We start from the raw sequence: 23,578 nt of genomic DNA on the forward strand, positions 1-23,578 counted from the left end.
TTAATTTGTTGGGCTTAGCGCCTTCTCGATCTGGTATTTTAAATCTTGAAAATGGTAGCGCTCTATTGCCTCATTACTAGATCTTGCTTTCTGATCAAGTTCATTCTGTAGGTCAAACAATGTCCCTCTCGTTACTGCCAAGACATCAGAGTTTGGAGAAAGGGTTACTGAGTTACCTCTAGTAGCCGTGGTGGCTGCGGGACGTGGAGTCAATATTGAAATCATACTTCCGATGTAATTTCTTTGAAGGTTTCTTCTATATAAATCGGGAGTTCCTTGAGTAAAAATACTGGACTTGAGATCCTGCATATACTCATACACAGTGTATGCCTTCTGATCTACAGATTGCGACTGATACATTTTCTGTAGCACCATTGGACTTAAAATCCGGTTAAGTACAGTGTTTTGCAGATTTTCTACTACCTGAACCGGCGTTCTAGATGTGTTCTCAAAAACGTCCTTGTTAAATAACCATTGCGGAGTTGTGAATACCTGTTTGGACAAAAACTCCAAAGCTTGCTTTTGCTCCGCCTTGCTTACCACCTCATATACAGGACCACTCTGCTCAATTGTCTTTGGGGTTTCTAACTCTCCACCAATATATTTGGATACATGTCCTAGATAGCGTGCGAATTGTCCTGTAACCTGATCGTACATGATTCCCAAATTGTCATAGTCTTCATTAGCAGTAGCAGTCCACTTTGGAAGATTAGAGACTATTCTTTTCAGGTTTTCAATTCCGTAGCCACTTCCTAGCATTGCGTTGTCTCCAACCTGTTCACTTTGTGACCTTGGATCAAATGGATTTATTTCAGTACCAAACCAAAGTCTGGGATTTTTAAGCTTATTGATCACCAATTTGTTCAAAAATTCCTTTTCAGCATCAGGTGATTTAAACTGGTAGTATCTTCTATAACCCCATTCTATAGCCCATTCATCGTAATCTCCAATCCTAGGCATAATTCCGCTTTCATCAACCTTATCTTCTGGCTGTGCCACATAATTAAAACGGGCATAGTCCATAATAGACGGGGTATGCCCGTTCTTCTTTAACCAATTTTTATCACGCAGCTTTTCCACTGGAACCGAAGAGCTGGATCCAAAATTATGACGAAGTCCAATTGTGTGCCCCACTTCATGTGCCGATACAAACCGAATAAGCTCGCCCATTAATTTGTCATCAAATTCCATAGTGCGTGCCCGCGGATCGTTAGGTGCAGCTTGTATAAAATACCAATTACGAAGTAAAGACATCACATTGTGGTACCAATTAATATGACTTTCCATTATTTCACCTGTCCTTGGATCCGAAATGGATGGTCCAGAAGCATTAGGAACATCGGATGGTTTGTATACAATTGCGGAAAATCTAGCGTCTTCCAAACTCCATTCCGGATCTTCCTTTGCATTAGGAATTTTGGCATATATTGCGTTTTTAAAGCCAGCCTTTTCAAAGGCCTTTTGCCAGTCGTTTACTCCAGCGGCCAGATAAGGCACCCATTTTTTAGGAGTTGAAGGATCAATGTAGAACACTATTGGTTTAGCCGGTTCCACCAATTCTCCTCTCTTATATTTTTCAAGATCTTGCGGCTTAGGCTCCAAACGCCATCTTTTGATAAGAGACACTCTCTTGACACCCTGTGGATCAAGATCAAAATCTGTATAACCTACAGTAAAGTATCCTACGCGTGGATCGTAATATCTTGCCTGCATCTTGTTCTCAGGAAGTAACACTAGTGAGGAGTTGATCTCTACAGTATAATTCCCACTAATGACCTGACGACTAGGTGTTGCGCCAGCTCCAGGAGGAGGCGTTCCTAGGGTTCGCGCGTACGTTTTGGTCGTATTAATTTCGATGTTATTTGGGAAAGATTTTATGAAATTTACAAAAGATTTGTCCTTTTGAAATGCCCCAACCCTGAATCCGTTCTTGGCTGTAGCGGCAAAGGAAACCAATTCATTATCTGCATTCACAAAATCCGTCACATCAATAACCGACGATTTCTTGTCTGGAGAAAATGCCTTAATCTCAAAGGCCTGTACAATACTCTGCGTATTATTGCGCATTACCGAATTATACATCTGCGAGGTGGAATCGCTCGCATATTCCGCGTAGGAAATAGATCTAATGAATATTTTATCCTGGGGACCCTTTTCAAATGCGATTACGTTTTGGGCGATTTGGTCACCTGCGAATCCCGTAGTTCCTGAGCGCATTCCGGCTGCCGCTTTTGTCAATCTACTTACAAGTAGAAATTCTTTCTTAAGGACCGTATTGGGAATTTCAAAATAGTATTTATCCTCAACTTTATGAACCTTTAGTACACCCTCATCTGTAATGGCTTTAGCCGTAATAACATCTTTGTACGGCTTGATTTTTTCCGGTTTTTTTGCTGCTGGAGTCACCGGTTTGGTTTTGACGGTGTCTTCTTTTGCTTTTGTAGAATCGGTCTGGGCATAGGATAAACTTGCCGTGGTGGAAAGCACCAGACATAACAATACACTTTTGAGTCTTTTCATATGGTTAAATTTTTGCTAAAGATAACAAAAATTTGTACAGTTAAACCCTTACTAACAGGGCTATATTCTCCACATGGTGGGTTTGAGGAAACATATCAACTGGTAGAATTTTCACCAATTTATAATGTTCTTTAAGAAGAGCTATATCTCGCGCCTGAGTGGCGGAATTACAACTTACATAGACAATCCGCTCAGGTGCAAGTTTAATAATCTGCTCTATAACTTTAGAATGCATTCCATCACGTGGTGGATCGGTCACTAAAACATCTGCTGGAGGGTGGTTTGCTAGAAAATTCTCCGTAAAAACTTCTTTCATATCCCCACAGTAGAAGCTGCAGTTTGTTAAACCGTTTAACTCAGCATGCTCCCGTGCAGCATCAATTGCTTCAGGTACCGCTTCAATTCCAATTACCTGCTTTGCAGAGCGCGCCAAATACTGCGCAATAGTACCTGTTCCAGTATAAAGATCATATACCACTTCATTACCCGTTAATTGTGCAAAATCATGCGTCTTGCGATAGAGGTTTAAGGCTTGTTTGTAATTAGTCTGAAAGAAAGATTTAGGGCCTATTTTAAATTTGAGGCCGTCCATCTCCTCCAGCAAATATCCTGGACCAAAGAATACCTCAATATCCAAGTCGTAGACAGAATCATTCGCTTTAGGATTAACTGCGTAGAGCAACGTACTTATTTGAGGAAAACGAGAAAGCAGAAATTCGAATAACTTTTGCTGATTTTCAGGCTCGGATCTGAACAATTGAAATAAAACCATCCATTCTCCTTTGGCGTTCTGTCTAAGCATTAGCGTTCTTAAGAATCCTTCTTGACTTCGAGGATCAAAGAAATCAAGGGAATGTGCATCGGCGTATTCTTTTACTGCCAATCTTATTTCATTGGAAGGGGAAATTTGCAGATGGCATTCCTTAAGATCTAAAATCTTACTCCACATTCCTGGAATGTGAAAACCTAGAGCATTGCGATTATCAAAATCCGTCCCTCCAATAATCTCCTCTTGTGTTAACCATCTGGAATTAGAAAAAGAAAATTCCATTTTATTTCGGTAGTAATACTGTTCTGGCGCTTCCAAAATAGATTCATTTATGAAATCGCTTATACCTCCAATCCTACGAATGTTATTTAAAACTTCATTTTCTTTATATTCAAGCTGCTTACCATAATTTAAATTTTGCCATTTACAACCTCCACACACACCAAAATGAATACACCGGGGAATAACCCGATCCGTGGAATATTCAACAAACTCCTTTACGTCTCCTTCGACATAACTGGATTTAGATTTCCGCACGTTCACATGTACCAGATCGCCTGGAACCGCACCTTTAACCAGTACAGTCTTTCCATTCTCCGCACGACCCACAGCTACACCTTTTGCTCCTGCAGATACCATTCGGATATTCTCTAGGACCACATTCTTTTTTCTCATTTTGCAAAAGTACGTTTTCATCAATAAAAAAACCTTGCCGTTTAGAACAAGGTTTTGATAGTTTCAAAATTTAACACACTTATTTGGAAAGTGAATCCGCCGGAACCGCCATCGAGTCCTGTGGTGGCATCATTACCGGTTGCTGGGGAAGTGTCACTCCACTCACTTTCTCTACTGCAGTAGCAAATTCAGGATCATTTAGATTGTAAAATGGTCTTGCTACAAGTTTACCTTCTTTATCAAGTAATAAATAGCTGGGAAGCTTAAATCCGTATAGACCCAGTTCACCAGCTCTCTTGGAATTTATACCCCCTTCTAACCAATAATGTGTTCCCGCTATCCCTTGAAACAACGCAGTACTTGTTTTATTAAACTGTTCTTTAGTGTCATCCAGGTTAATAAAAGTATATTGAAGCTTATCTCCTGCCTTGGAGGTAAAATCTTTTAACTGTGGAAGCGCAGTTAAAGCAACGTTTGGGTTCCACGACGCATAAAACACAATTAAAGTTGGTCGGTCTGCCTTTTTTCCCAATTCAATCTTTTCATTCTTTACATTTAATACGTTTAAGGAAAACTGTGTTCCAGCCTTTTCTCCCATAAGCACTTTTTGTAAATGTTTCAAATCGGACTTGATGGATGCATTAGAGACATGCTTTTCTATCTGCGCAGTAACCTCATCGTATCGCTCTGAATTCATGAAATTCAAGTCCGATTGCGAAATGATATAAGCGAAAAAATAGTCCTTTGCAGTTTGAGATAGATCTTTTCGTGTTTTAAGATACTCACCAAACAGCTTTGAAATGAGCGGTTGTTCCTTGGCCTGTGGCTGGGAACTCATGTATTTTTGAAAATCTCCGTTTAGTTTATTTAATTGGTATTCCCTGTACATAGGAAAGTCTCTGATCATCTCATCATTGTCCTTCATCAAATTATCACGAAAATCCTTAAAATTCTGTGAGACCTTGAATTGAGGATTGGTTGTAATCTGACCATGCATTTGCTCATATCCATCTACCAATCCCATTAATCGGGCTTGCGTTTCCCTTTTCTTATACTTTAGCGCTTTGCTGCTGGGATTGTACTTTTTAGCATTTTCCTCGTAGATTTTATCCGTCTGCTCGGTTATCGCATTAAATTCCTTTATGAAAGCATCTTCCTTTTTTCCTAAGAGCTGCTCCATATTAATTTTGGATGCATAGGTTTCAAATGCCAATTGTGCAGATTTCATGAAATCATTGTTGTTCTTGGCATCGCCAATAAATTGGACATCTTCCGGGAAATTAGCGCTACTTGCTTTCAATTCTAATTTTTGGCCAGGCTCTAAATACACCATCATATTTCGACCCGCATACGTCAGCACATATAAGCCGTGCTTGTCCGCCTCAAAAGCCCCTTGAAAATTACCCTTTGGGTCCAGACCCACATTAAGAAGCGGGAGTGTTGCAGCTCCAGAAGTTTCAATAACTTCAATTCGTTCTAATGGGGATCCCCCTGTAATCGTCCCTTTAACTTCGATTGTTTTGTTGCATGACAAAGCTACTATGGTCAGCAAGAACAGTAAAAAATACTTCTTCATTTTAAGATATTAAGTGGCAAAAATAACTTATTAAAGCCTTATATAAAACACTATTCTTCCTTTACTTACCTATACGCATAAAAAAAACCTCCGTACCGAAGATAGACTGCAGCCGAAGGTTTATTATTTAGTTCCTCAAAGTTTATTCTTTGTCTATAACTGCGGAGATATATTCGCGATTCATACGTGCTATCACTTCAAGAGAGATCCCTTTAGGACATTCTACCTCACAAGCACCCGTATTGGAACAGTTACCAAATCCTTCCTCATCCATTGTTCGCACCATATTTAGTACACGTCTCTTGGCTTCAACACGGCCTTGAGGCAACAAAGCAAACTGAGAAACTTTTGCTCCTACGAATAGCATCGCTGAACCATTTTTACATGTTGCTACGCATGCTCCGCACCCGATACAAGCAGCAGCATCCATTGCCTTATCTGCATCCTCTTTAGGAACCGGTATTGCATTAGCATCCAACGTATTACCAGAAGTATTCACGGAGATAAACCCACCTGCAGCCATAATTCTATCAAAGGCCGAACGATCCACAACCAAGTCTTTTATGACCGGAAAGGCTGCACTTCTCCACGGCTCTATAGTAATAGTTTCTCCATCATTGAACATTCTCATATGAAGCTGACAAGTGGTGATCCCTGTGTCAGGTCCATGGGGCCTACCATTAATATAGAGGGAACACATTCCACAAATACCCTCTCGACAGTCATGGTCAAAAGCAACTGGCTCACTACCTTCGTTCACCAGTTTCTCATTCAACATATCAAGCATCTCCAAAAATGAAGAATCTGTAGAAACATCAGATATTTTATAAACCTCGAACTGTCCCTTTGTTTTATTATTTTTCTGTCTCCAAATTTTCAGAGTCAGATTAAGTCCTTTTTTTGCACTCATATTCTTTACTGTTTTTGGAGATTACTTATAACTTCTTTGCTTAACTTCAATGTTCTCATATACCAGCGGCTCCTTATGCAGTACCGATTCATTAATGTTCTGCCCGTTATATTCCCAACATGCAGTATACATAAAGTTATCATCATCTCTTTCTGCTTCTCCCTCCGGAGTTGCATGATCCCATCTAAAATGTCCACCGCAAGATTCTTCTCTTTTTAAAGCATCGATGGCCATCAAATGTCCCAGTTCTAGAAAATCAGCAACACGTAAAGCCTTTTCCAGTTCCATGTTCATAGCATTTGCTTCACCAGGCACCTTGACATTCTTCCAAAAATCATTTCGCACCTCTTCAATTTCTTGAATAGCTTCCTGCAGACCTTCGGGTGTCCTTCCCATTCCTACTTTATTCCACATAATGTTACCTAACTTCTTATGGAAATAATCTACCGAATGTGTTCCTTTATTATTTATAAAGAAGTTTATTCTCTCCTTAACCTGATTTTCCGCATCGTCAAATGCAGGTAAATTGGTAGGGATCGCTCCTGTACGAATATCGGCTGATAAATAATCTGCAATTGTATATGGTAACACGAAATAGCCATCTGCTAGTCCCTGCATCAGTGCAGAAGCTCCAAGCCTGTTCGCTCCGTGGTCAGAGAAATTGGCCTCTCCAATGACAAAGCATCCAGGAATGGTGGATTGCAAATTATAATCTACCCAAACACCACCCATGGTATAGTGAACTGCAGGATAAATCTTCATTGGTGTGACGTAAGGATTATCTGCTGTGATTTTTTCGTACATCACAAAAAGGTTACCGTATTTTTCCTCCACCCAGGCTTTACCTAAATCATAAATTTGTTTTTCAGACGGATTTGAAATATTTTTCTCGATTGCAGCTTCACGGCCTTTTTTCATTATCTCGGTAGAGAAATCCAAATAAACACCCTCATTGGTATCATTGTTCTCAATACCGAAACCTGCATCACATCTTTCTTTGGCCGCCCTAGACGCTACATCCCTTGGTACTAAATTTCCAAAAGCAGGATATCTGCGCTCCAAGTAGTAATCGCGGTCTTCTTCTTTAATATTTTCTGGTCTCAGCCTTCCTTCTCTTATAGCTTGCGCATCTTCTATATTTTTAGGCACCCAAATACGACCCGAGTTACGTAGAGACTCTGACATCAGTGTCAACTTACTCTGCTGAGTTCCATGAACTGGTATACAAGTAGGGTGAATTTGCACGAAACATGGATTGGCAAAGAAAGCTCCTTTTTTGTGAATTTTCCATGCTGCAGATACGTTTGATCCCATCGCGTTGGTAGAAAGAAAATATACATTTCCATATCCACCAGAAGCAATAACCACTGCATGTGCAGAATGTCTTTCTATTTCCCCAGTGACCAGGTTTCTGGCAATAATTCCTCTTGCTTTTCCGTCCACTACCACCAGGTCCAACATTTCGTGTCTGTTGAACATTTTGATTCTGCCTTTACCAATCTGTCGACTCATAGCAGAATATGCCCCCAAAAGCAATTGCTGTCCCGTTTGTCCTTTGGCATAAAAGGTTCTTTTAACCTGTACTCCACCAAACGATCTGTTATCTAATTGTCCTCCGTACTCTCTTCCAAAGGGCACACCTTGTGCCACGCACTGGTCGATAATATTTGCAGATACTTCAGCCAGTCGATACACATTCGCTTCGCGAGCCCGATAATCACCTCCTTTAATAGTATCGTAAAACAACCGGTATACTGAATCTCCGTCTCCTTGATAGTTCTTTGCTGCATTAATACCGCCCTGCGCTGCTATGGAGTGTGCTCTGCGGGGTGAATCTTGATAACAGAATGCCTTCACATTGTAGCCTTGTTCAGCTAATGTAGCTGCAGCACTACCTCCGGCCAGTCCGGTACCTACTACAATCACGTCGATTTTATCGCGATTGTTAGGAGCTACCAAGTTCATATGATTTTTATGATTTTTCCACTTATCCTCTAAAGGACCCATTGGGATTTTAGCATCTAGTTTGTTCATATCTAATGTCGCTGTTATTTAGTTATGTAGTGGAATAATGCAATAAAAATAAAACCGGCTGGGATGAGCACGGAATACCAATTACCAAGGGACTTAATAACTGGAGTGTATTTAGGATGTCGCGCGCCTATAGACTGAAACGAAGACTGGAATCCATGTGCAAGATGTAGTCCGAGAAGTATAAATGCAACCACGTAAGCAATAACTCTCCATAATTCAGAGAAGTGCCCTCTTAAATGGTCGTATTCTGTTCCTGTAGACTCAGCACCAAGATAGTTTTTAGAAATAGTTGGCACCCAGAAGTCAATCAAATGAACACCCAAGAAAACTAAAATAAATGCCCCTGAAATAATCATATTTCTAGATACCCACAAGGAGTTAGCGGAAGCTCCATTCACTGCATATTTTACAGGACGAGCCTGATTGTTTTTCAATTCCAATACGAAGCCCATAATAAAATGGAATAATACAGCAATTAAAAGTACTGGCTGCATCAAAAATTGAATTAATGGATTTTGACCCATAAAATGGGATGCGTCGTTAAAGGCTTGAGGGCTTATCACCGACAGAATATTAATTGCCAAGTGCATTAAAAGAAAAATGAGCAAAAACATTGCTGACAATGCCATTGCATACTTTCTACCAATTGTAGAACTGGTTAAACCTGCCATAAAATTTAAATGTTTGAATTTTCACAAAGTTAAAAAATGTTAATTGGCCACTGAGTGAGAAAAATCAGAAATAATTAGTTTATAATCTTTCTAAATAATAGTTTCAGTTGCACGATAAATGATTTCTGCCGCCTGGTCACTTGCTCCCGCTCCACCCAGTTTATTTTCTAATATATTGTACTGTAAAGCTAATTCATCCCTATACTTTAAATCTAGTAATTTTTGCAATTCGTACGCAAGATTCTCACGAGTAAATTCCTCTTGTATTAGTTCTTTAACGATTTCTCTATCCATAATCAAATTAACTAAAGAAATGTATTTAATGTGTCGAACTAATCTTTTTGCGATTAAGTAAGATATGGAATTCCCTCGATAACATACCACTTGCGGTACCTTAAGTAGCGCAGTTTCCAAAGTAGCTGTACCAGAAGCGACTAGAGCGGCAGCGGAATGCTGCAACAATTCGTAGGTTTGGTTAGTTACTAGTCGTACTTGGCTATTTAAGAAAGGCCTGTAAATCTCCTGATCAAGACCAGGTGCGGCGGCTATTACAAACTGGTATTCAGGAAATTCTGCTGCCACGGAAACCATGACACTTAACATTTTCTGTAACTCCTGTGCTCTGGAGCCCGGCAATAATGCAACTATGGGCTGCGTGCTGAGATGGTTACCTTTTGTAAAATCTTCTCTTGAAACCTTTGGAATTTTTTGGAGCTGATCTAGCAATGGATGACCAACGAAATGCACATCCATGCCGTGTTTTGCATAGAACTCTTTTTCGAACGGTAGAATCACTAGCATGTGATCTACATAGCGCTTAATCTTATGAATTCTACTTTCCTTCCATGCCCAAATTTGTGGAGAAATATAATAGGCAACCTCAAACCCCCTATTCTTTGCAAATTGGGCGATACGAAGATTAAACCCAGGATAATCGATCAGGACTATCACATCGGGACTATATCTTAAAATATCTTCTTTACAAAACTTAAGATTCTTTAGAATTGTAGAAAGATTACTTACCACCTCTACAAAACCCATGAAGGCCAAATCTTTATAATTCTTAACAGGAGCCTTGCCGGAAGCTTCTTGCATTAATGGGCCGCCCCAAAACCGGATTTCCGCATTTGCATCTAGTTTCAAAAGTGAATTTATAAGATTTGCCCCATGCAAATCGCCTGAAGCTTCGCCCGCAATTATATAGTATCTCATACGATGAATAGAAATCCTGCTAGATATAACTAGTCAGAATTGACTAAATTTGTTCAAAGATAAAAATAATCATGTCATCAAATTCAGAGATAATAAATAAAGTAGCACAGAGCGGACTAACCAATTTTGATATCAGCACCCTTCTCCCCAAAGGAGAGAGAGTTGGTATTGATATTAAAGATTTTTTACATGAAGGACTTATTCTTCGTGAGAAAGAATTCAGGGAGAAAATCGGAGCCCTAGATTTAGAGCCATTTAAGGACACCTATGTGTTTATTTATAATTCAGCTGACGCTATAATTCCTTTGTGGTCTTATTTTTTGCTTTCTGCAAAATTGGGCGGAGTTGCAAAGAAAGTTATATATGGAGATAGAGAAGACCTGGAGGTACTGTTAATGCATCAGGCCATGCAGACGTACGACTTCTCTTACTTAGAAAATCAGAGAGTACTTGTGAAGGGCTGTACAGATGTGAACATTCCTGTAAATGCTTACGTAGAACTGGTAGAACAACTTAAACCACTAGTTAAATCGTTAATGTTTGGGGAGGCATGCTCAAATGTTCCAGTATTCAAGCGAAGTTAAATTTGTATCATTAGGAATACTTTTTGCTGTAAGCGAGTAAACCACTAAATAAAAAATATGAATTTAATTGATTTACTTACCAGCAGCACCAGTACGAAAGTTGCGCAGAATGCTGAAAATAAATTTGGAATCTCTAAGAATCAGATAATCGCACTTATGGCTGTGGCAGCGCCCTTAGTTATCTCGCACCTAAGAAAGAAAAGTGAAGACAGTAATGAAGCCGAGGCACTAGAGCGGGCTCTTGACAAAGATCATGATGGGACTATTCTTGACGATCCAGAACAAGTAAATAACCGGGTTAATGAGGGAAATTCTATCCTGGACCACATATTCGGAAATCAAAAGAATATCGTGGAAAACCAACTCTCTTCCAATACTGGTATTTCAATGGATAAAATCGGACCTGTACTTTCCATGCTGGCTCCCGTTATAATGGGATATATTGGAAAAGAAAAAAGATCATCTGGAGGCTCAATAAGCGATCTTCTAGGGGGCATTCTAGGGCAGGCGCAGCAAAAGGCAGAACCTAGCAGTCCTATAAATGACATATTAGGACAGGTATTAGGTGGAGCACAAGGTGCAGATTCCAATCCACTTGGAGAAATCATCGGCAACCTTACAGGATCTCAAAGCAAAGCTCAAGGTGGATTAGGTGACTTGCTAGGCGGGTTGCTAGGCGGCAAGCGATAACTCACCAAGCCTCTATTTAAATATAATTACCCCCGGGAGCATACACTTCTGGGGGTAATTTTCCTTTACCTAGTGCCATTAATTTTGGCATTTCTGGATAATCACGTTATTCTTCTGATTTCTTTGTGCTGGTTTTTTTTGTAGCCTTAGCAGCTTTTTTAACAGGCTTTTCCACTGTAGTATCTACCGAAGAATCTACCCCAATTGACGTCTTTACAGATTTTCTCCTTCTAGTGTTTCCGTAGCTACCTGCTACTCTCTTACCTCTTGCTGTTTTCTTATCACCTTTTCCCATATGTAATTATAATTTAGTTGTTATTTATCAAATTTAAGAAATCTTTTCTATTTAGATATAAGCCGGGTAACCTAGTGGATTGAAGGCAAGTTCAACCGCCAATATACGAAAGGTGATCACCACAATATTTTCTTCAAATTAAGTATCTTTGCCACCTAGCAATGGCAGTAACGCACATGCAATTTGACTCAAAATAAGTTTATGTTCAGAACACACACCAACGGAGAATTAAGGAGTGAAAATATTGGAGAGCGGGTAACGCTTAGCGGATGGGTGCAAACCATACGCGATAAAGGATTTATGATATGGGTGGACTTGAGGGACCGCTACGGGGTCACTCAGCTTGTGTTTGACCAAGACCGAAGCACCCCGGAACTGATGCATAGTGCAAGAGGATTGGGACGCGAATATGTGGTCACAGTGATTGGAACTGTAATAGAGCGCACTTCAAAAAATGCAAAGATTCCCACCGGTGATATAGAAATACTTGTTAGTGAAATTAGCATAGAGAACACGTCCCTCGTTCCGCCGTTTACAATTGAAGACCAAACAGACGGGGGCGAAGAGCTGAGAATGAAGTATCGGTATTTGGACATACGGAGAAACTCGGTTAGAGATAAGCTTCTTTTCAGACACAAAATTGCACAATCAGTTCGAAATTACTTGAGTGCTATAAATTTTATTGAGGTGGAGACACCCGTACTTATTAAAAGTACGCCAGAAGGAGCTAGGGATTTTATTGTGCCCAGCAGAATGAACCCTGGAGAGTTTTATGCGTTACCACAATCACCACAGACATTTAAACAGTTATTGATGGTTGGGGGTATCGACAGATACTTTCAGATAGTAAAATGCTTTAGAGATGAAGATCTTAGAGCAGACCGCCAACCAGAGTTCACTCAAATCGATTGCGAAATGGCCTTTGTCACTCAAGAAGATGTTTTAAATACATTTGAGGGGCTTACACGAAAATTACTTGAAGATGTTTCTGGCAAGACATTCGGCGCTTTTCCACGAATCACCTACCAAGAAGCAATGAAACGGTTTGGTAACGACAAGCCGGACATTCGTTTTGGGATGGAATTTGTGGAACTTAATGAAGTGACAAAAGGTAAAGGTTTCCCTCTATTCGAAGATGCCGAGCTTGTAGTAGGTATTAATGTTAAGGGTTGCAGTAACTATACTCGTAAACAAATCGATGCCTTAACTGAATGGGTCAAGCGGCCGCAAATCGGGGCACAAGGTTTAGTCTGGATTAAAGTTAATGACAATGAAATCACATCATCCATCAATAAATTCTTCTCAGAAGAGGACCTAAAGGAGATATCAAGACATGTTCAAGCCACCGCGGGAGATTTGATACTTATAATGAGTGGGGCAATATCTCGCGTTAGACCTCAAATGTCCGCATTAAGAATGGAACTTGCACAGCAACTGAACCTGCGTAACCCACACGAATTCGCTCCACTTTGGGTCGTGGATTTCCCATTACTTGAGTGGGACGAAGACACGTCACGTTTCCACGCAATGCACCACCCATTTACAGCACCCAAACCAGAAGACGTGGAATTACTGGACACCAACCCTGCGTTAGCACGTGCAAATGCCTACGACCTGGTCCTTAATGGAAATGAAATCGGAGGAGGTTCTGTCCGTATTCATAACCGGGAGCTACAAAGTAAAATGTTTGGATTACTTGGCTTCACGGAAAGTGAAGCAAATGCTCAATTTGGATTCCTAATGAACGCCTTTCAATACGGTGCACCTCCACATGCAGGTTTAGCATTCGGATTCGACCGACTAGTAGCGATTCTAGACGGTAATGAAGTGATCAGGGACTACATCGCATTTCCAAAAAACAACTCTGGGAGAGACGTTATGATTGATTCTCCTAGTGTGGTAGCTCCTGAGCAATTACAAGAGTTGCACATAAGTATCGAAGAGACAATAGATTAAGATTGATGCCCGCAGGAAAAAGCGGGCATTTTTTATATATTCAAAAAAGTGATTTTTTTCACGGCTTAACCTCTCGACTTCAAAGTCGCATAGTAGTAACTTTGCAAAATAAAATACTGAAATTATGTTTGACTGGATTGGAGACCTATTACTGCCTACTGAAACACCAACTATTATTCAGTCCTTGATTGTAATTGTATTAGCAATCGGAAGTGGAATATTCATTGGACGGCTAAAATTCTTTAAAATTTCTTTGGGTGTTTCCGCAGTGATGTTTACTGGTCTTTTCTTAGGTCATTTAGGCTATCGCATTGATTTAAGCATCCTGGCTTTCATACGTGATTTCGGACTCATTCTGTTCGTTTATGCCATAGGTATTCAGGTCGGACCCTCCTTTTTCTCCTCATTCAAGAGTGAAGGGCTTAAATTCAATTTGCTTGCAGTAAGTACCGTTCTGCTGGGGGGCTTAATTACGTACGCACTTTTTAGAAGTACAGGTGTTTCCATTGAAAATTTGACGGGCATCATGTCCGGCGCTGTTACTAATACTCCAGGATTAGGAGCGGCAAAGAGCACCTTAGAGGAGATTAAAAACCAGTATCCAACCCGTGCTTTTGACGATCCAGCCATCGGCTATGCTATCGCCTATCCACTTGGTGTTCTTGGCATTATATTTACGATATTGATTTCTAAAAGCATACTGAGAGTAAACCCCCAAAAAGAGATGAAAAAATTCCGCCTTGCGAAGATCAACTCGGAATTGCCGGTAGCGTCACTAAAGATAAGAGTACTCAATCCGGAAATTATTGGAAAGACTATATCAGAAGCGGTGCAAATTTCGGGAGTTAACGTGGTTATTTCACGATTAAAACACAGCGGCAGTGAAGCAGTAAGCTCACCCACCACGGATACTGTCCTGCAAAACCGAGACGTCCTAATGGTAGTGGGCATTGAAGAAGACTTACGGAACTTTGCGTCAAAAATGGGTCGTGTATCTACGGATGAGTTTATAGAAACCGGCACCGACATAATGGTGAAAAGTTTTTTTGTGACTAAGGAATCTGCGATGCATAAAAAACTCTCTGAACTAGACTTATATAATCAATACGATCTGAAAGTGACACGTGTATATCGCGCAGGTAAAGAAATGCTGGCCCGTCCCTCTCTGGAACTGTTCTACGGAGATAAACTAAGAATTGTGGGAAGTGAGCAAAATTTGCTAAATGCAGAAAAACTAATAGGAAACTCAGAAAAAAAACTAATTGAACCTGATTTCCTATCTATTTTTGGAGGACTTCTTATTGGTATACTTGTGGGCTCCATACCTTTCTTCATACCTACCTTACCCGTCCCAATCAAACTAGGCTTTGCTGCCGGTCCGCTAATTACCGCTTTGTTTATTAGTCGTTACGGTGGAATTGCATTTATTCACTCTTATATAAACAATGGTGCAGTACATTTCATGAAAGATTTTGGCATCTGCTTATTTTTCGCTGCCGTGGGGGTGCATGCTGGAGAAGCCTTTTATGATAATTTTATCAAATACAACGGATGGACCTTTCTTCTATACGCCTCCGCAATAACTTTTATTCCTCTACTGTTCATGGTGCTTGTAGGCCATCTTCTGATGAAAATAAATTTCCTTCAACTTGTGGGTATTATGAGTGGGAGTTACACCGATCCCGCTGCACTTTCTTTCAGTACCTCTTATCTTGACAGTGACGTTCCTTTACAGAGCTATGCTCAGGTATATCCTTTAGTCACTATCTTTAGAATTTTTGTGGCGCAGATTTTAATACTTCTGCTCGCTTAAGAACAAAAGCAGCTATGTACTATTGTGAAGAATAGAAGTTAAGTACCTGCACTCAACTAAAAAGCCTCTAAGAAGTATTTTACTTTTTAGAGGCTTTATATTATAATAGGGAAATGTATTACATCCTTCCTATTTTTTATCTTCAGTAGAATCAGGAAATCGTGCTGCGGTAAACTCCCTAGAAATTGCTGATTTCTCAAATTTCAGTTTTCCAGACAAAGTTTCGATCACAATTCCGTCTTCCTGTATTTGGGCTATTCGCCCGTGCAGCCCAGATGTCGTAACAACGCGTTGTCCTACCTTAAGCGCTCCTTGAAAGTTCTGCTCCTGCTTCTGCTTACGCATTTGCGGTCTTAACATCACAAAATACATGAAGACAAAGAACAATCCAAACATTATTAAAGTAGGCATCATTGACTCGCCTCCTGTAGCTTGTAGAAATATAGTTTGCATATTAGTTTATTACGTTAGCAGAAAACGAAATTACAATCGGTGCATTTTCAACGTTGGCATACACTTCAGCCTGCTTATTTTGTAGGCCATCAAAACTCGATGAATCAAACTTTAGTGTAATAACCCCTTTCTGACCTGGAAGTATCGGCTCTTTAGTATAGTCGGGTGCGGTGCAACCACAACCTGGCTTCACATGGGATATGATAAGAGGATTTTCTCCTGTATTGGTAATCTCATAATTATGCTCTACACTTTCTCCCTTCTTTACTTCTTTAAAATCCCAGTGATTTTCGGTCAAGACTACATTGGTCAAAGGCTTGCTTTTAGCTTCTTGGATAAGAACATCTTGAGAAAGTATCGTTTGGTTCTGGACATCAGATACTTGCACATCTTCAGCAGTCACTTGGTCCACTTGTTTACTTTTCGTGCAGGCCATCAACGAGAAAGCCATAACAACAAATAAAATATTTTTTTTCATATCACTAATTTAATCTGTTTGTATCTTTTGAATATTTATCTAGCAAACCGTTAATAAAGACGTTGGATTTTTCACTGCAATATACTTTAGCAATTTCCACATATTCATTAATAATTATCCGGCTTGCGGTTGTTTTAAACACATCAAATTCGGTAATCCCCGCAATCAAGATTACTCGGTCCATTAAGGATATTCTGTCCAAATCCCAATTCTCAAGTCTCTCTTCAATTTTCTTTTCGGTCGCCTCCCAGTTTCTGACACTTTCCCAAAGCATTTTTCTTGCAAATACCCGGTCATCCTCATCTTTTATCATTTTAATCAAGGTGTGGCTCGGGTTCTCAGGCTTTAGAAAACCGATTGTCTTTTGAATCATCGAATTTCCAATATGAAAGTCATCTGCCCAGCTCATCTCCTTTTCTTCTAGTCGATCATGGAAATCTTCGTTTTCAGCAACATATCGCAAAAACAGTTTACCAATGAATCGTTGGTCACTTTCAAAAGAACGTTCTTCTTCCAGCATGTAATCTTGGTACCTTTTCCCTGCTGTTATACGCTGAAAAGTCTTAACAAGAAGCTCGTCATGCAAATCCCACTGCAGTTCCTTATGCTTTGATGTAAAATTAATGCGTTCTGTATTGTTCTCCAGGGCAATAAGGATTTTATTGTTTACAAAACTTTGGTTGGGGTTCACATCTTTCTCCGTTTTCAAATATTTCTGCTTACCAATTTCCAACTGCTTCTCAGCTAGCTCTCTTAAGGCAACTAGAAAATTTAACTGGTATACGTAAAGGTTGTAAATTTTCTCTATTTCAGTAAACATGTTTTTCTCCAGCACCTCATACTGGACCGGATTTTGGTAGTAGGAATACAGGTTTTCTACTATTTTCTCACGGATTTGTCTTCTTCCAAGCATTCAAAGAACTTTTATTGCGGCAAAGATAATAAAATTGTTGAGAGTATTACGTTCCCCACCCGAACACTGTGTGTGTTAATGACGTTATTCGGTAGCACTAAAAGGCTCTTATTTCCTTTCTAATTGTAGGAAATATTTTAACTATTTTTGCATTGCACAGAGACGCGAAATGAACGCATTAAAAACCTTAAATCCCTACTTTTGGAAACACCGTACTCTTTTGTTCTGGGGGTTCCTATTTATAATCGCGAGTAATTTTTTTAATATCTACAAAGTTCAGTTCGTAGGTAGGTCGGTCGATGAAATAGCGCAAGGGGGTCATATGGGATTCAATGAGCAGGTTCTGATTTATGTCGGAATCATTGTGGGCAGCTCCATTTTAACAGGATTTTTCACTTTTATGATGCGCCAAACTATTATAGTGGCATCTAGAAGAATTGAGTTCGAACTCAAAAACAAAATTTACCAGCATTATCAACAACTCTCTTTAACCGATTATAAAAGCACTACAGTTGGTGATTTAATGAACCGATTAAGTGAAGATGTAGTAGCCGTGCGAATGTACTTGGGACCCGGTGTAATGTACGTAGTTAACCTTCTTATACTACTTCTAATAACTAGTATTTATATGGTGAATACCGATGTTCAGATGACCCTCTGGACGTTAATCCCACTTCCAATACTGTCCTTTGTGATTTATAAGGTAAGCTCGATCATCAACAGGAAATCGAAGGTCATGCAAAAGAGCCAGTCCGCCATTTCGACATTTGTGCAGGACAGTTTTTCAGGAATTCGAGTGGTTAAGTATTTCGCAAAAGAAAAATACATTACAAACCAATATACAAAAAAAGTTACCGACTATCAGGGCAAGGCACTGGACTTAGCAAAGACAGAAGCTTATTTTTTCACAATAATACTATTTGTTATTGGTCTACTCAACGTGGTAATATTACTTGTAGGAGGAACTAAGTACCTAAATGGGGAAATTTCCGTTGGAAAGATTGCAGACTTTTTCATGTATATAAACATTCTCATCTGGCCCTTTTCCATGGTAGGCTGGGTAACTTCTGTCAATCAAAGAGCTGAAGCATCAATGTCCAGGATAAACGAATTCCTGGAGAAGAAATCACAAATCCTCAGCACTGCCGCTTCAACTCCTGTGATAAGAGGAGACATTGAGTTTAGGAACGTATCGTATATATACCCCAATACAGGAATTAAAGCACTTTCCAACTTGAGTTTTAAAGTTAAAGCAGGAGAGACTCTTGCCATTATGGGCAAAACCGGAAGTGGAAAAACCACGGTGGCCTTGTTACTTGCAAGACTCATAGACCCAACAGAGGGTGAGGTTCTAATCGACGGAATTAATTTAAAAGATCATAATCTAGAAAACTACCGCAAATATATAGGGTATATACCCCAAGAAAGTTACTTGTTTTCCGATACGATTGGAAACAATATTGGATTTGCAATCGATAATCCTACTTATGACACTATTGTCGAGTATGCAAAGAAAGCCGATGTCCATAAAAACATCGTGAAATTTAAAAATAAGTACGATACTTTAGTAGGTGAACGAGGAGTGATGCTTTCAGGTGGACAAAAGCAGAGGATTTGTATTGCCAGGGCCCTCATAAAGAAACCGGAAATAATCATTTTCGATGACTCACTCTCGGCACTAGATACTGAGACGGAAGAAAACATACTTCAAAATATTGAACGTGATCTGAATCGGTCCACTTCTATTATTATCACTCATAGAGAAAGTAGTGCGAACCGTGCAGACCAAATCGTTCATCTATCGTAAATGAATAACAGCATTATTTAAAAATTATTTTGTGTTTTATAGAAATATTTTATATTTGTTAGAATAGATCAATAAATATATTGCAAAATGAGTGATTACAAAGAGCGGCACGAGAATGAGATTTTCACCAAAGTGCTAAAGGCAGGGAGAAGAACATATTTCTTTGACGTTCGCGAAACCAAGGCGGGTGATTATTACTTGACTATCACTGAAAGTAAAAAGAACTTTGGAGACAATGGGGAGGCAACATTTGAGAAACATAAAATCTATCTCTATAAAGAAGATTTTAAAACTTTTCAAGAGATGTTTTCTGAAGCAACCGATTTTATAATTAATGAAAAAGGAGAAGACGTAATTTCGGAAAAGCATGAAAGAGATTTCAAACCGAAATCGTTTACCATTGATTCTGAAGAAGAAATTTAACCGTCTCTAAACACTAAAATAAAAAAACGCATTGATTTTCAATGCGTTTTTTATTTTGGGTGGATGATGGGTCTCGAACCCACGACCTTCGGAACCACAATCCGACGCTCTAACCAACTGAGCTACAACCACCATTTTGTGCGTGCAAATATAGTATAAATAGTACAATTACAAAATAATTCCATCAAAATTTTTTAATGCTAGCAGCTTATCGGTCGTAAATCCCTCTGCATAATTACAACCCGACAACCTTCCTAGATTCTGTGCCCGGTAGGTCAGACTTTCTAAGAAATCTTTAGTAGCAATAGGAGTCTCTGGTTCCTTGGAAGCTGGGTCGTAAAATTGGGTTTTATACGCGAGACAAGCCTTTATCTTTACCTCCATATATTCAGATATATCTACCACGAAGTCCGGCTCTAACTCCTTCCACTGTATATAATTAAAGACGCGTTTGGGTCTCCATGGATTCTGGACACTGTCATTCGAGTGGGTAATTACCTTTGGTAATCCCGATAAAAAGCATGCGTCCGAAACAAGCTTGCTTGCTTTAGAATGATCGGGATGCCGGTCATCGATGGCGTTTGCAAGTACTATATCGGGTTTGAAATACCGGATTTGCTCTACTATTTTTAATTGGTAGTCACGTGTATTTTCTAGAAATCCATCAGGTAAATTCAGGTTTACCCTATGGTTTACCCCAAGGACCTTTACAGCCGACGCAGCTTCTTCTCTGCGGGTTTCACTTGTGCCTCTTGTGCCAAGTTCGCCTTGTGTGAGATCTAAAAATGCAACCATTTTACCTTGAGCCACCAATTTCGCCACAGTTCCCCCGCACCCTAATTCAATATCATCCGGATGTGCACCAATTGCTAATACATCTATTTTCATAGTTTCAAAGGTAACAAAAAAACCCTCTTTAGTGAAAGAGGGTTACTTCAAGTATCTAAGTTATTATTTAGATGCTAATTGATTATTGAGTGCTATTGCATCAGCATAGGAAGGATTAAGTTCCACTGCTTTAGCTGCATAGTCTTTCGCTTTCTGAAGGTTTTTCTCCTGATTGTAATACGCTACCAGATAGTAGGCATAGCTCAAGGTTTCCTTGTTGGTTAGTTGCTCTTCTGGAGTTTGCTTGCTTACAATATTGATGAATTGTTCGTAAGCCAACTCTGCCATCTCATGGTTACCCATCTGTTGATAAGAAGCTCCTTTCGCATAGTATGAGTAGGCCCAGGTCGGCGATAGAGCAATCATCTTATCCCAAGTAAGTATAGCTCCGTCCCAATTCTGTACTTCTTGATACGCAGCACCTAATTGTACAATAGCTTCTGCATCTTGAGGATTAGCAGCAACTTTCTTTTTAAGAGCTACAATTGCAGGCGAGCTAGGGCCAGAATCTGCGGCTGCTAAACTTGCTCCGCCACCGCCTTGCACTTTAATAAGTTCCGTATCCCAGTTAAGTGTCTTATCCTGCGCGTTTTTAGCTATAGCTATCTTATTTTGCGCCTCAGCCATCATTTGAGCTTTCTTAGAAGCATCTTGCTCATCCTTAGCTTTCGCAGCAATTAACAACCCTTGTAAACCTTGGTCAGCCGGCTGTATTCTCGTTTTGTCTTTTACCTCTGTAAAGAACTTGGTCAAATTTTGCTCCGCACTTGCATAGTTGTGATCTGCGTGGTAATCCAGATATGCTTTAAGCTTATATTTGATGGGATCTTCAACTTTATCAAAGACTTTATTCAAAACAGTCTTTGCGTTGGCGAAATCATCATTAGTAAAGTGCAACTTGGCAATTTCTAGCATAGTGTAAGGATCCTCATCAGCATACTTAGTATAATCAATGAGGTTCTGTGTCATTTTAGCACTATCCTGGAATGTATAATTATATGTCGCCATAGCCTTATAAGCCGGAGCATAGGTAGGATCAATTGCAATTGCTTTATTAATATTATCCTGTGCTTGCTTCCATTGGTTAGCAGCCATCCATAGGGTAGCCATCCTTGTAAATACTGACGCTTTGTTCTTGGCTACCGCAGACGCATTATCGTACGCTGACATTGCACTACCTGGATCTTTCTTTAGTCTGTAAGCATCACCTAGAGTATAATAATAATGCGCAGGCACTCCTCCTTTCTTGCTTCGGTCAATTGCTTTCTCTAAATAACCAATAGCTACATCTGGAGCGTTGTGCTTTTCAAACATAGTAAGCGCCTCCGCGGCACGGTAAAGTACCTCTGCATCGCGCTCTCTGCTGTCGGAAACGATTTTCTGAATTTCAGCAACTGCTGCTTTATTTCCTTGCGCAAGTTTAATACTTGCTAATCCTATTTTATTAAGATAGTTTTTGCTGTCAATCGCAAGTCCTTTCTTGAAATTTTCTTCTGCAAGCTCAAAAGAAGGATCGAATTGACTTAGATATGAATTTCCTAAATAAAAGTAATTATCAGCTTCAGTTGGTGCCTTTGCAATCATTTCTGTAAATATTTGCTTGGCTTTTGCATATTTATGACTGTCAAGATTAGCAATACCTTCCTGAACTGTTTGTCCAAACATAAAGTTTGAGAAGAGAAATACCCCAGTACCCAACGCCATTTTCTTCGAATAAGTAATCATATTTTTCATTTAAATCTTTTAATTTATAAGTTAGTCTGATTTTATTACACAATTTTCGTTCCAAAAATACGTCTAACGCATCTGGACCTCTCTAGGTATAAGATAATACGGCTGTAATCCTTCCTTACTTGCTACAATTTGCCCCTTCTGAGAACTAGCAAAACGCATTACACCGTTCGCAATACCAAAAGACCTCTCGTTGGTAAGCAGATATATCACACGTGTGAACGGATACTTCATAGCACCAATGGAGGAACCTTCCGGTTTAAACTGTACGCCGTCCTTTTCCACTGTAAGTATTTTAACCGAGTTCCTAAGATTTTGGGCCTGTTTGTCGTACGGTCTACTTATGGTATTAAGCCCTATTACGCCAATATTATCTGGGAATTTTCCTAATTGGGAAACTACTGAATCGTTACTCCCCAAAGTCGCGTAGGAAAGATCTTTAGGTTTAAGATCAAAATGACTGGCTACAAAATTCAAATTGCCCGAATTAGATCCGTCAAAAATTAACCTTTTTCGCTCAGATTTAAGCTCTTTAAGAATCTGCCGCTCAGAAATACTGTTTATAGCACTACCTCTATCCACTATAAAAACCACTGCATCTGCAGCAATAGGTGCAGGTTTATAATCGAGAGAGGTTACCCGTTCGTATTCCGCTTTTTCTTGGTCACTTAAAATCTTAGACATTAAAACTAATTGATTCTCCCCTTTTAAAAGACCTAAAAATGCCAGGTCCTCCTTCTGCACTTTTACATCAACCTCAGTGTCTGGGTAATTAATTTCGTAAGCATCAGCAATCGCCTCTGCAAGACTTCTAAATGAATCGTCAGTAACAAGTGTTAATTTACCACGATGGTAGTCGTTATCCTTTACCTCTTTTTGCTTCTTGGAACATGAAACTAGGGCTATTAGTAAAATAAAATATAATGGTTTAATTCTACTCATTTCTATCTTTTAAACGGTACAGAGCTCGCACTATTCTAAAAACTCCGTAGCCTATCAATAAAACACCTAACGCATACGCTATGTTAGGTTCTAAAGTGATTACAAAAAACTTATAAACTATTACGAATACGCCTAAAACGACATAGAAAAACCCAGTTACTAAAGACAACCAATTAAACAACATAGCGACAAAAATAATAAAAAAAAGAGAAGCAATGCTTCTCTTTTTCAATTTATT

At 39.5% G+C, this 23,578-nt stretch carries 20 protein-coding genes and 1 tRNA gene; 6 read left to right on the top strand and 15 right to left on the bottom strand.

Going from position 1 to position 23,578, the window contains the following annotated elements; translation table 11 throughout:
* The 7 genes from IC612_RS07710 to lpxB form a co-directional block, all read right to left on the bottom strand.
* Positions 1–2,520, bottom strand: a complete 2,520-nt coding sequence (locus tag IC612_RS07710) for a zinc-dependent metalloprotease (RefSeq protein WP_194739609.1) — start codon at positions 2,518–2,520, stop codon at positions 1–3.
* A gap of 40 nt (positions 2,521–2,560) precedes the next feature.
* Positions 2,561–3,964 carry a 23S rRNA (uracil(1939)-C(5))-methyltransferase RlmD gene (rlmD, locus tag IC612_RS07715; protein ID WP_228512934.1) on the bottom strand — a complete coding sequence of 468 codons (1,404 nt, stop codon included), beginning with the start codon at positions 3,962–3,964 and terminating at the stop codon, positions 2,561–2,563.
* Between the two features lie 79 nt (positions 3,965–4,043).
* Complete coding sequence (locus IC612_RS07720; RefSeq protein WP_194739611.1) at positions 4,044–5,540, bottom strand: TlpA family protein disulfide reductase; 1,497 nt, start codon at positions 5,538–5,540, stop codon at positions 4,044–4,046.
* Between the two features lie 142 nt (positions 5,541–5,682).
* Positions 5,683–6,450: a succinate dehydrogenase/fumarate reductase iron-sulfur subunit gene (locus IC612_RS07725; RefSeq protein WP_194739612.1), complete on the bottom strand. Its 768-nt coding sequence runs from the start codon at positions 6,448–6,450 to the stop codon at positions 5,683–5,685.
* A 21-nt stretch (positions 6,451–6,471) separates the two neighbouring features.
* A complete protein-coding gene (locus IC612_RS07730; protein ID WP_194739613.1) occupies positions 6,472–8,484 on the bottom strand; it encodes a fumarate reductase/succinate dehydrogenase flavoprotein subunit in 2,013 nt (670 codons plus the stop codon).
* 14 nt (positions 8,485–8,498) lie between these two features.
* A complete protein-coding gene (locus tag IC612_RS07735) occupies positions 8,499–9,155 on the bottom strand; it encodes a succinate dehydrogenase cytochrome b subunit (RefSeq protein ID WP_194739614.1) in 657 nt (218 codons plus the stop codon).
* 90 nt (positions 9,156–9,245) lie between these two features.
* Positions 9,246–10,367 carry a lipid-A-disaccharide synthase gene (lpxB, locus tag IC612_RS07740; protein WP_194739615.1) on the bottom strand — a complete coding sequence of 374 codons (1,122 nt, stop codon included), beginning with the start codon at positions 10,365–10,367 and terminating at the stop codon, positions 9,246–9,248.
* A gap of 71 nt (positions 10,368–10,438) precedes the next feature.
* Between lpxB and IC612_RS07745 the strand changes: the two genes are divergently transcribed.
* Both IC612_RS07745 and IC612_RS07750 read left to right on the top strand, forming a co-directional pair.
* Positions 10,439–10,951 (top strand): DUF2480 family protein, encoded by a 513-nt coding sequence (locus IC612_RS07745; protein WP_194739616.1) that lies wholly within the window; start codon positions 10,439–10,441, stop codon positions 10,949–10,951.
* 57 nt (positions 10,952–11,008) lie between these two features.
* Positions 11,009–11,641, top strand: coding sequence for a DUF937 domain-containing protein (locus IC612_RS07750; protein ID WP_194739617.1), 633 nt, complete (start codon positions 11,009–11,011; stop codon positions 11,639–11,641).
* Positions 11,642–11,747: 106 nt separating this feature from the next.
* Here IC612_RS07750 and IC612_RS07755 read toward each other — a convergent pair whose 3' ends face one another.
* A complete protein-coding gene (locus IC612_RS07755) occupies positions 11,748–11,936 on the bottom strand; it encodes a 30S ribosomal protein THX (protein ID WP_194739618.1) in 189 nt (62 codons plus the stop codon).
* Between the two features lie 201 nt (positions 11,937–12,137).
* Here IC612_RS07755 and aspS point away from each other — a divergent pair, with 201 nt between their 5' ends.
* Positions 12,138–13,892 carry an aspartate--tRNA ligase gene (gene aspS / locus IC612_RS07760; RefSeq protein ID WP_194739619.1) on the top strand — a complete coding sequence of 585 codons (1,755 nt, stop codon included), beginning with the start codon at positions 12,138–12,140 and terminating at the stop codon, positions 13,890–13,892.
* Positions 13,893–14,016: 124 nt separating this feature from the next.
* Positions 14,017–15,705, top strand: coding sequence for a putative transporter (locus IC612_RS07765; protein ID WP_194739620.1), 1,689 nt, complete (start codon positions 14,017–14,019; stop codon positions 15,703–15,705).
* Positions 15,706–15,834: 129 nt separating this feature from the next.
* Here IC612_RS07765 and yajC read toward each other — a convergent pair whose 3' ends face one another.
* The 3 genes from yajC to IC612_RS07780 are packed head-to-tail and all read right to left on the bottom strand — an operon-like array spanning position 15,835 to position 17,549.
* Positions 15,835–16,158, bottom strand: coding sequence for a preprotein translocase subunit YajC (gene yajC, locus IC612_RS07770; RefSeq protein ID WP_194739621.1), 324 nt, complete (start codon positions 16,156–16,158; stop codon positions 15,835–15,837).
* A 1-nt stretch (position 16,159) separates the two neighbouring features.
* Positions 16,160–16,636 carry a DUF1573 domain-containing protein gene (locus tag IC612_RS07775; protein WP_194739622.1) on the bottom strand — a complete coding sequence of 159 codons (477 nt, stop codon included), beginning with the start codon at positions 16,634–16,636 and terminating at the stop codon, positions 16,160–16,162.
* A 4-nt stretch (positions 16,637–16,640) separates the two neighbouring features.
* Positions 16,641–17,549: a transcription antitermination protein NusB gene (locus IC612_RS07780; protein ID WP_194739623.1), complete on the bottom strand. Its 909-nt coding sequence runs from the start codon at positions 17,547–17,549 to the stop codon at positions 16,641–16,643.
* Between the two features lie 169 nt (positions 17,550–17,718).
* Here IC612_RS07780 and IC612_RS07785 point away from each other — a divergent pair, with 169 nt between their 5' ends.
* Complete coding sequence (locus tag IC612_RS07785; RefSeq protein ID WP_194739624.1) at positions 17,719–19,356, top strand: ABC transporter ATP-binding protein; 1,638 nt, start codon at positions 17,719–17,721, stop codon at positions 19,354–19,356.
* Positions 19,357–19,443: 87 nt separating this feature from the next.
* A complete protein-coding gene (locus tag IC612_RS07790) occupies positions 19,444–19,779 on the top strand; it encodes a DUF3276 family protein (protein ID WP_194739625.1) in 336 nt (111 codons plus the stop codon).
* 58 nt (positions 19,780–19,837) lie between these two features.
* Here the strand turns inward: IC612_RS07790 and IC612_RS07795 are convergent.
* The 4 genes from IC612_RS07795 to IC612_RS07810 all read right to left on the bottom strand — a co-directional run bounded on the left by IC612_RS07795 (position 19,838) and on the right by IC612_RS07810 (position 23,340).
* Positions 19,838–19,911 (bottom strand) — tRNA-His (locus IC612_RS07795).
* Between the two features lie 36 nt (positions 19,912–19,947).
* A complete protein-coding gene (bshB1, locus tag IC612_RS07800) occupies positions 19,948–20,667 on the bottom strand; it encodes a bacillithiol biosynthesis deacetylase BshB1 (RefSeq protein WP_194739626.1) in 720 nt (239 codons plus the stop codon).
* Positions 20,668–20,730: 63 nt separating this feature from the next.
* Positions 20,731–22,401: a tetratricopeptide repeat protein gene (locus IC612_RS07805; RefSeq protein WP_194739627.1), complete on the bottom strand. Its 1,671-nt coding sequence runs from the start codon at positions 22,399–22,401 to the stop codon at positions 20,731–20,733.
* A gap of 63 nt (positions 22,402–22,464) precedes the next feature.
* Positions 22,465–23,340, bottom strand: a complete 876-nt coding sequence (locus IC612_RS07810; protein WP_194739628.1) for a PstS family phosphate ABC transporter substrate-binding protein — start codon at positions 23,338–23,340, stop codon at positions 22,465–22,467.
* Between the last annotated feature and the right edge of the window lie 238 nt (positions 23,341–23,578).

The sequence above is a fragment of the Planobacterium oryzisoli genome, from assembly GCF_015354315.1.
GTDB classification, from domain to species: Bacteria; Bacteroidota; Bacteroidia; order Flavobacteriales; family Weeksellaceae; genus Planobacterium_A; species Planobacterium_A oryzisoli.

Excerpts from the sequence above, each read along its gene's own strand:
- IC612_RS07775 (WP_194739622.1), bottom strand. The coding sequence starts at position 16,636 with ATGAAAAAAAATATTTTATTTGTTGTTATGGCTTTCTCGTTGATGGCC.
- IC612_RS07745 (WP_194739616.1), top strand. The coding sequence starts at position 10,439 with ATGTCATCAAATTCAGAGATAATAAATAAAGTAGCACAGAGCGGACTA.
- IC612_RS07810 (WP_194739628.1), bottom strand. The coding sequence starts at position 23,340 with ATGAGTAGAATTAAACCATTATATTTTATTTTACTAATAGCCCTAGTT.
- IC612_RS07710 (WP_194739609.1), bottom strand. The coding sequence starts at position 2,520 with ATGAAAAGACTCAAAAGTGTATTGTTATGTCTGGTGCTTTCCACCACG.
- IC612_RS07735 (WP_194739614.1), bottom strand. The coding sequence starts at position 9,155 with ATGGCAGGTTTAACCAGTTCTACAATTGGTAGAAAGTATGCAATGGCA.
- IC612_RS07805 (WP_194739627.1), bottom strand. The coding sequence starts at position 22,401 with ATGAAAAATATGATTACTTATTCGAAGAAAATGGCGTTGGGTACTGGG.
- IC612_RS07780 (WP_194739623.1), bottom strand. The coding sequence starts at position 17,549 with ATGCTTGGAAGAAGACAAATCCGTGAGAAAATAGTAGAAAACCTGTAT.
- IC612_RS07790 (WP_194739625.1), top strand. The coding sequence starts at position 19,444 with ATGAGTGATTACAAAGAGCGGCACGAGAATGAGATTTTCACCAAAGTG.
- IC612_RS07785 (WP_194739624.1), top strand. The coding sequence starts at position 17,719 with ATGAACGCATTAAAAACCTTAAATCCCTACTTTTGGAAACACCGTACT.
- yajC (WP_194739621.1), bottom strand. The coding sequence starts at position 16,158 with ATGCAAACTATATTTCTACAAGCTACAGGAGGCGAGTCAATGATGCCT.
- IC612_RS07730 (WP_194739613.1), bottom strand. The coding sequence starts at position 8,484 with ATGAACAAACTAGATGCTAAAATCCCAATGGGTCCTTTAGAGGATAAG.
- IC612_RS07765 (WP_194739620.1), top strand. The coding sequence starts at position 14,017 with ATGTTTGACTGGATTGGAGACCTATTACTGCCTACTGAAACACCAACT.
- aspS (WP_194739619.1), top strand. The coding sequence starts at position 12,138 with ATGTTCAGAACACACACCAACGGAGAATTAAGGAGTGAAAATATTGGA.
- rlmD (WP_228512934.1), bottom strand. The coding sequence starts at position 3,964 with ATGAGAAAAAAGAATGTGGTCCTAGAGAATATCCGAATGGTATCTGCA.
- IC612_RS07755 (WP_194739618.1), bottom strand. The coding sequence starts at position 11,936 with ATGGGAAAAGGTGATAAGAAAACAGCAAGAGGTAAGAGAGTAGCAGGT.
- IC612_RS07720 (WP_194739611.1), bottom strand. The coding sequence starts at position 5,540 with ATGAAGAAGTATTTTTTACTGTTCTTGCTGACCATAGTAGCTTTGTCA.
- bshB1 (WP_194739626.1), bottom strand. The coding sequence starts at position 20,667 with ATGAAAATAGATGTATTAGCAATTGGTGCACATCCGGATGATATTGAA.
- IC612_RS07725 (WP_194739612.1), bottom strand. The coding sequence starts at position 6,450 with ATGAGTGCAAAAAAAGGACTTAATCTGACTCTGAAAATTTGGAGACAG.
- lpxB (WP_194739615.1), bottom strand. The coding sequence starts at position 10,367 with ATGAGATACTATATAATTGCGGGCGAAGCTTCAGGCGATTTGCATGGG.
- IC612_RS07750 (WP_194739617.1), top strand. The coding sequence starts at position 11,009 with ATGAATTTAATTGATTTACTTACCAGCAGCACCAGTACGAAAGTTGCG.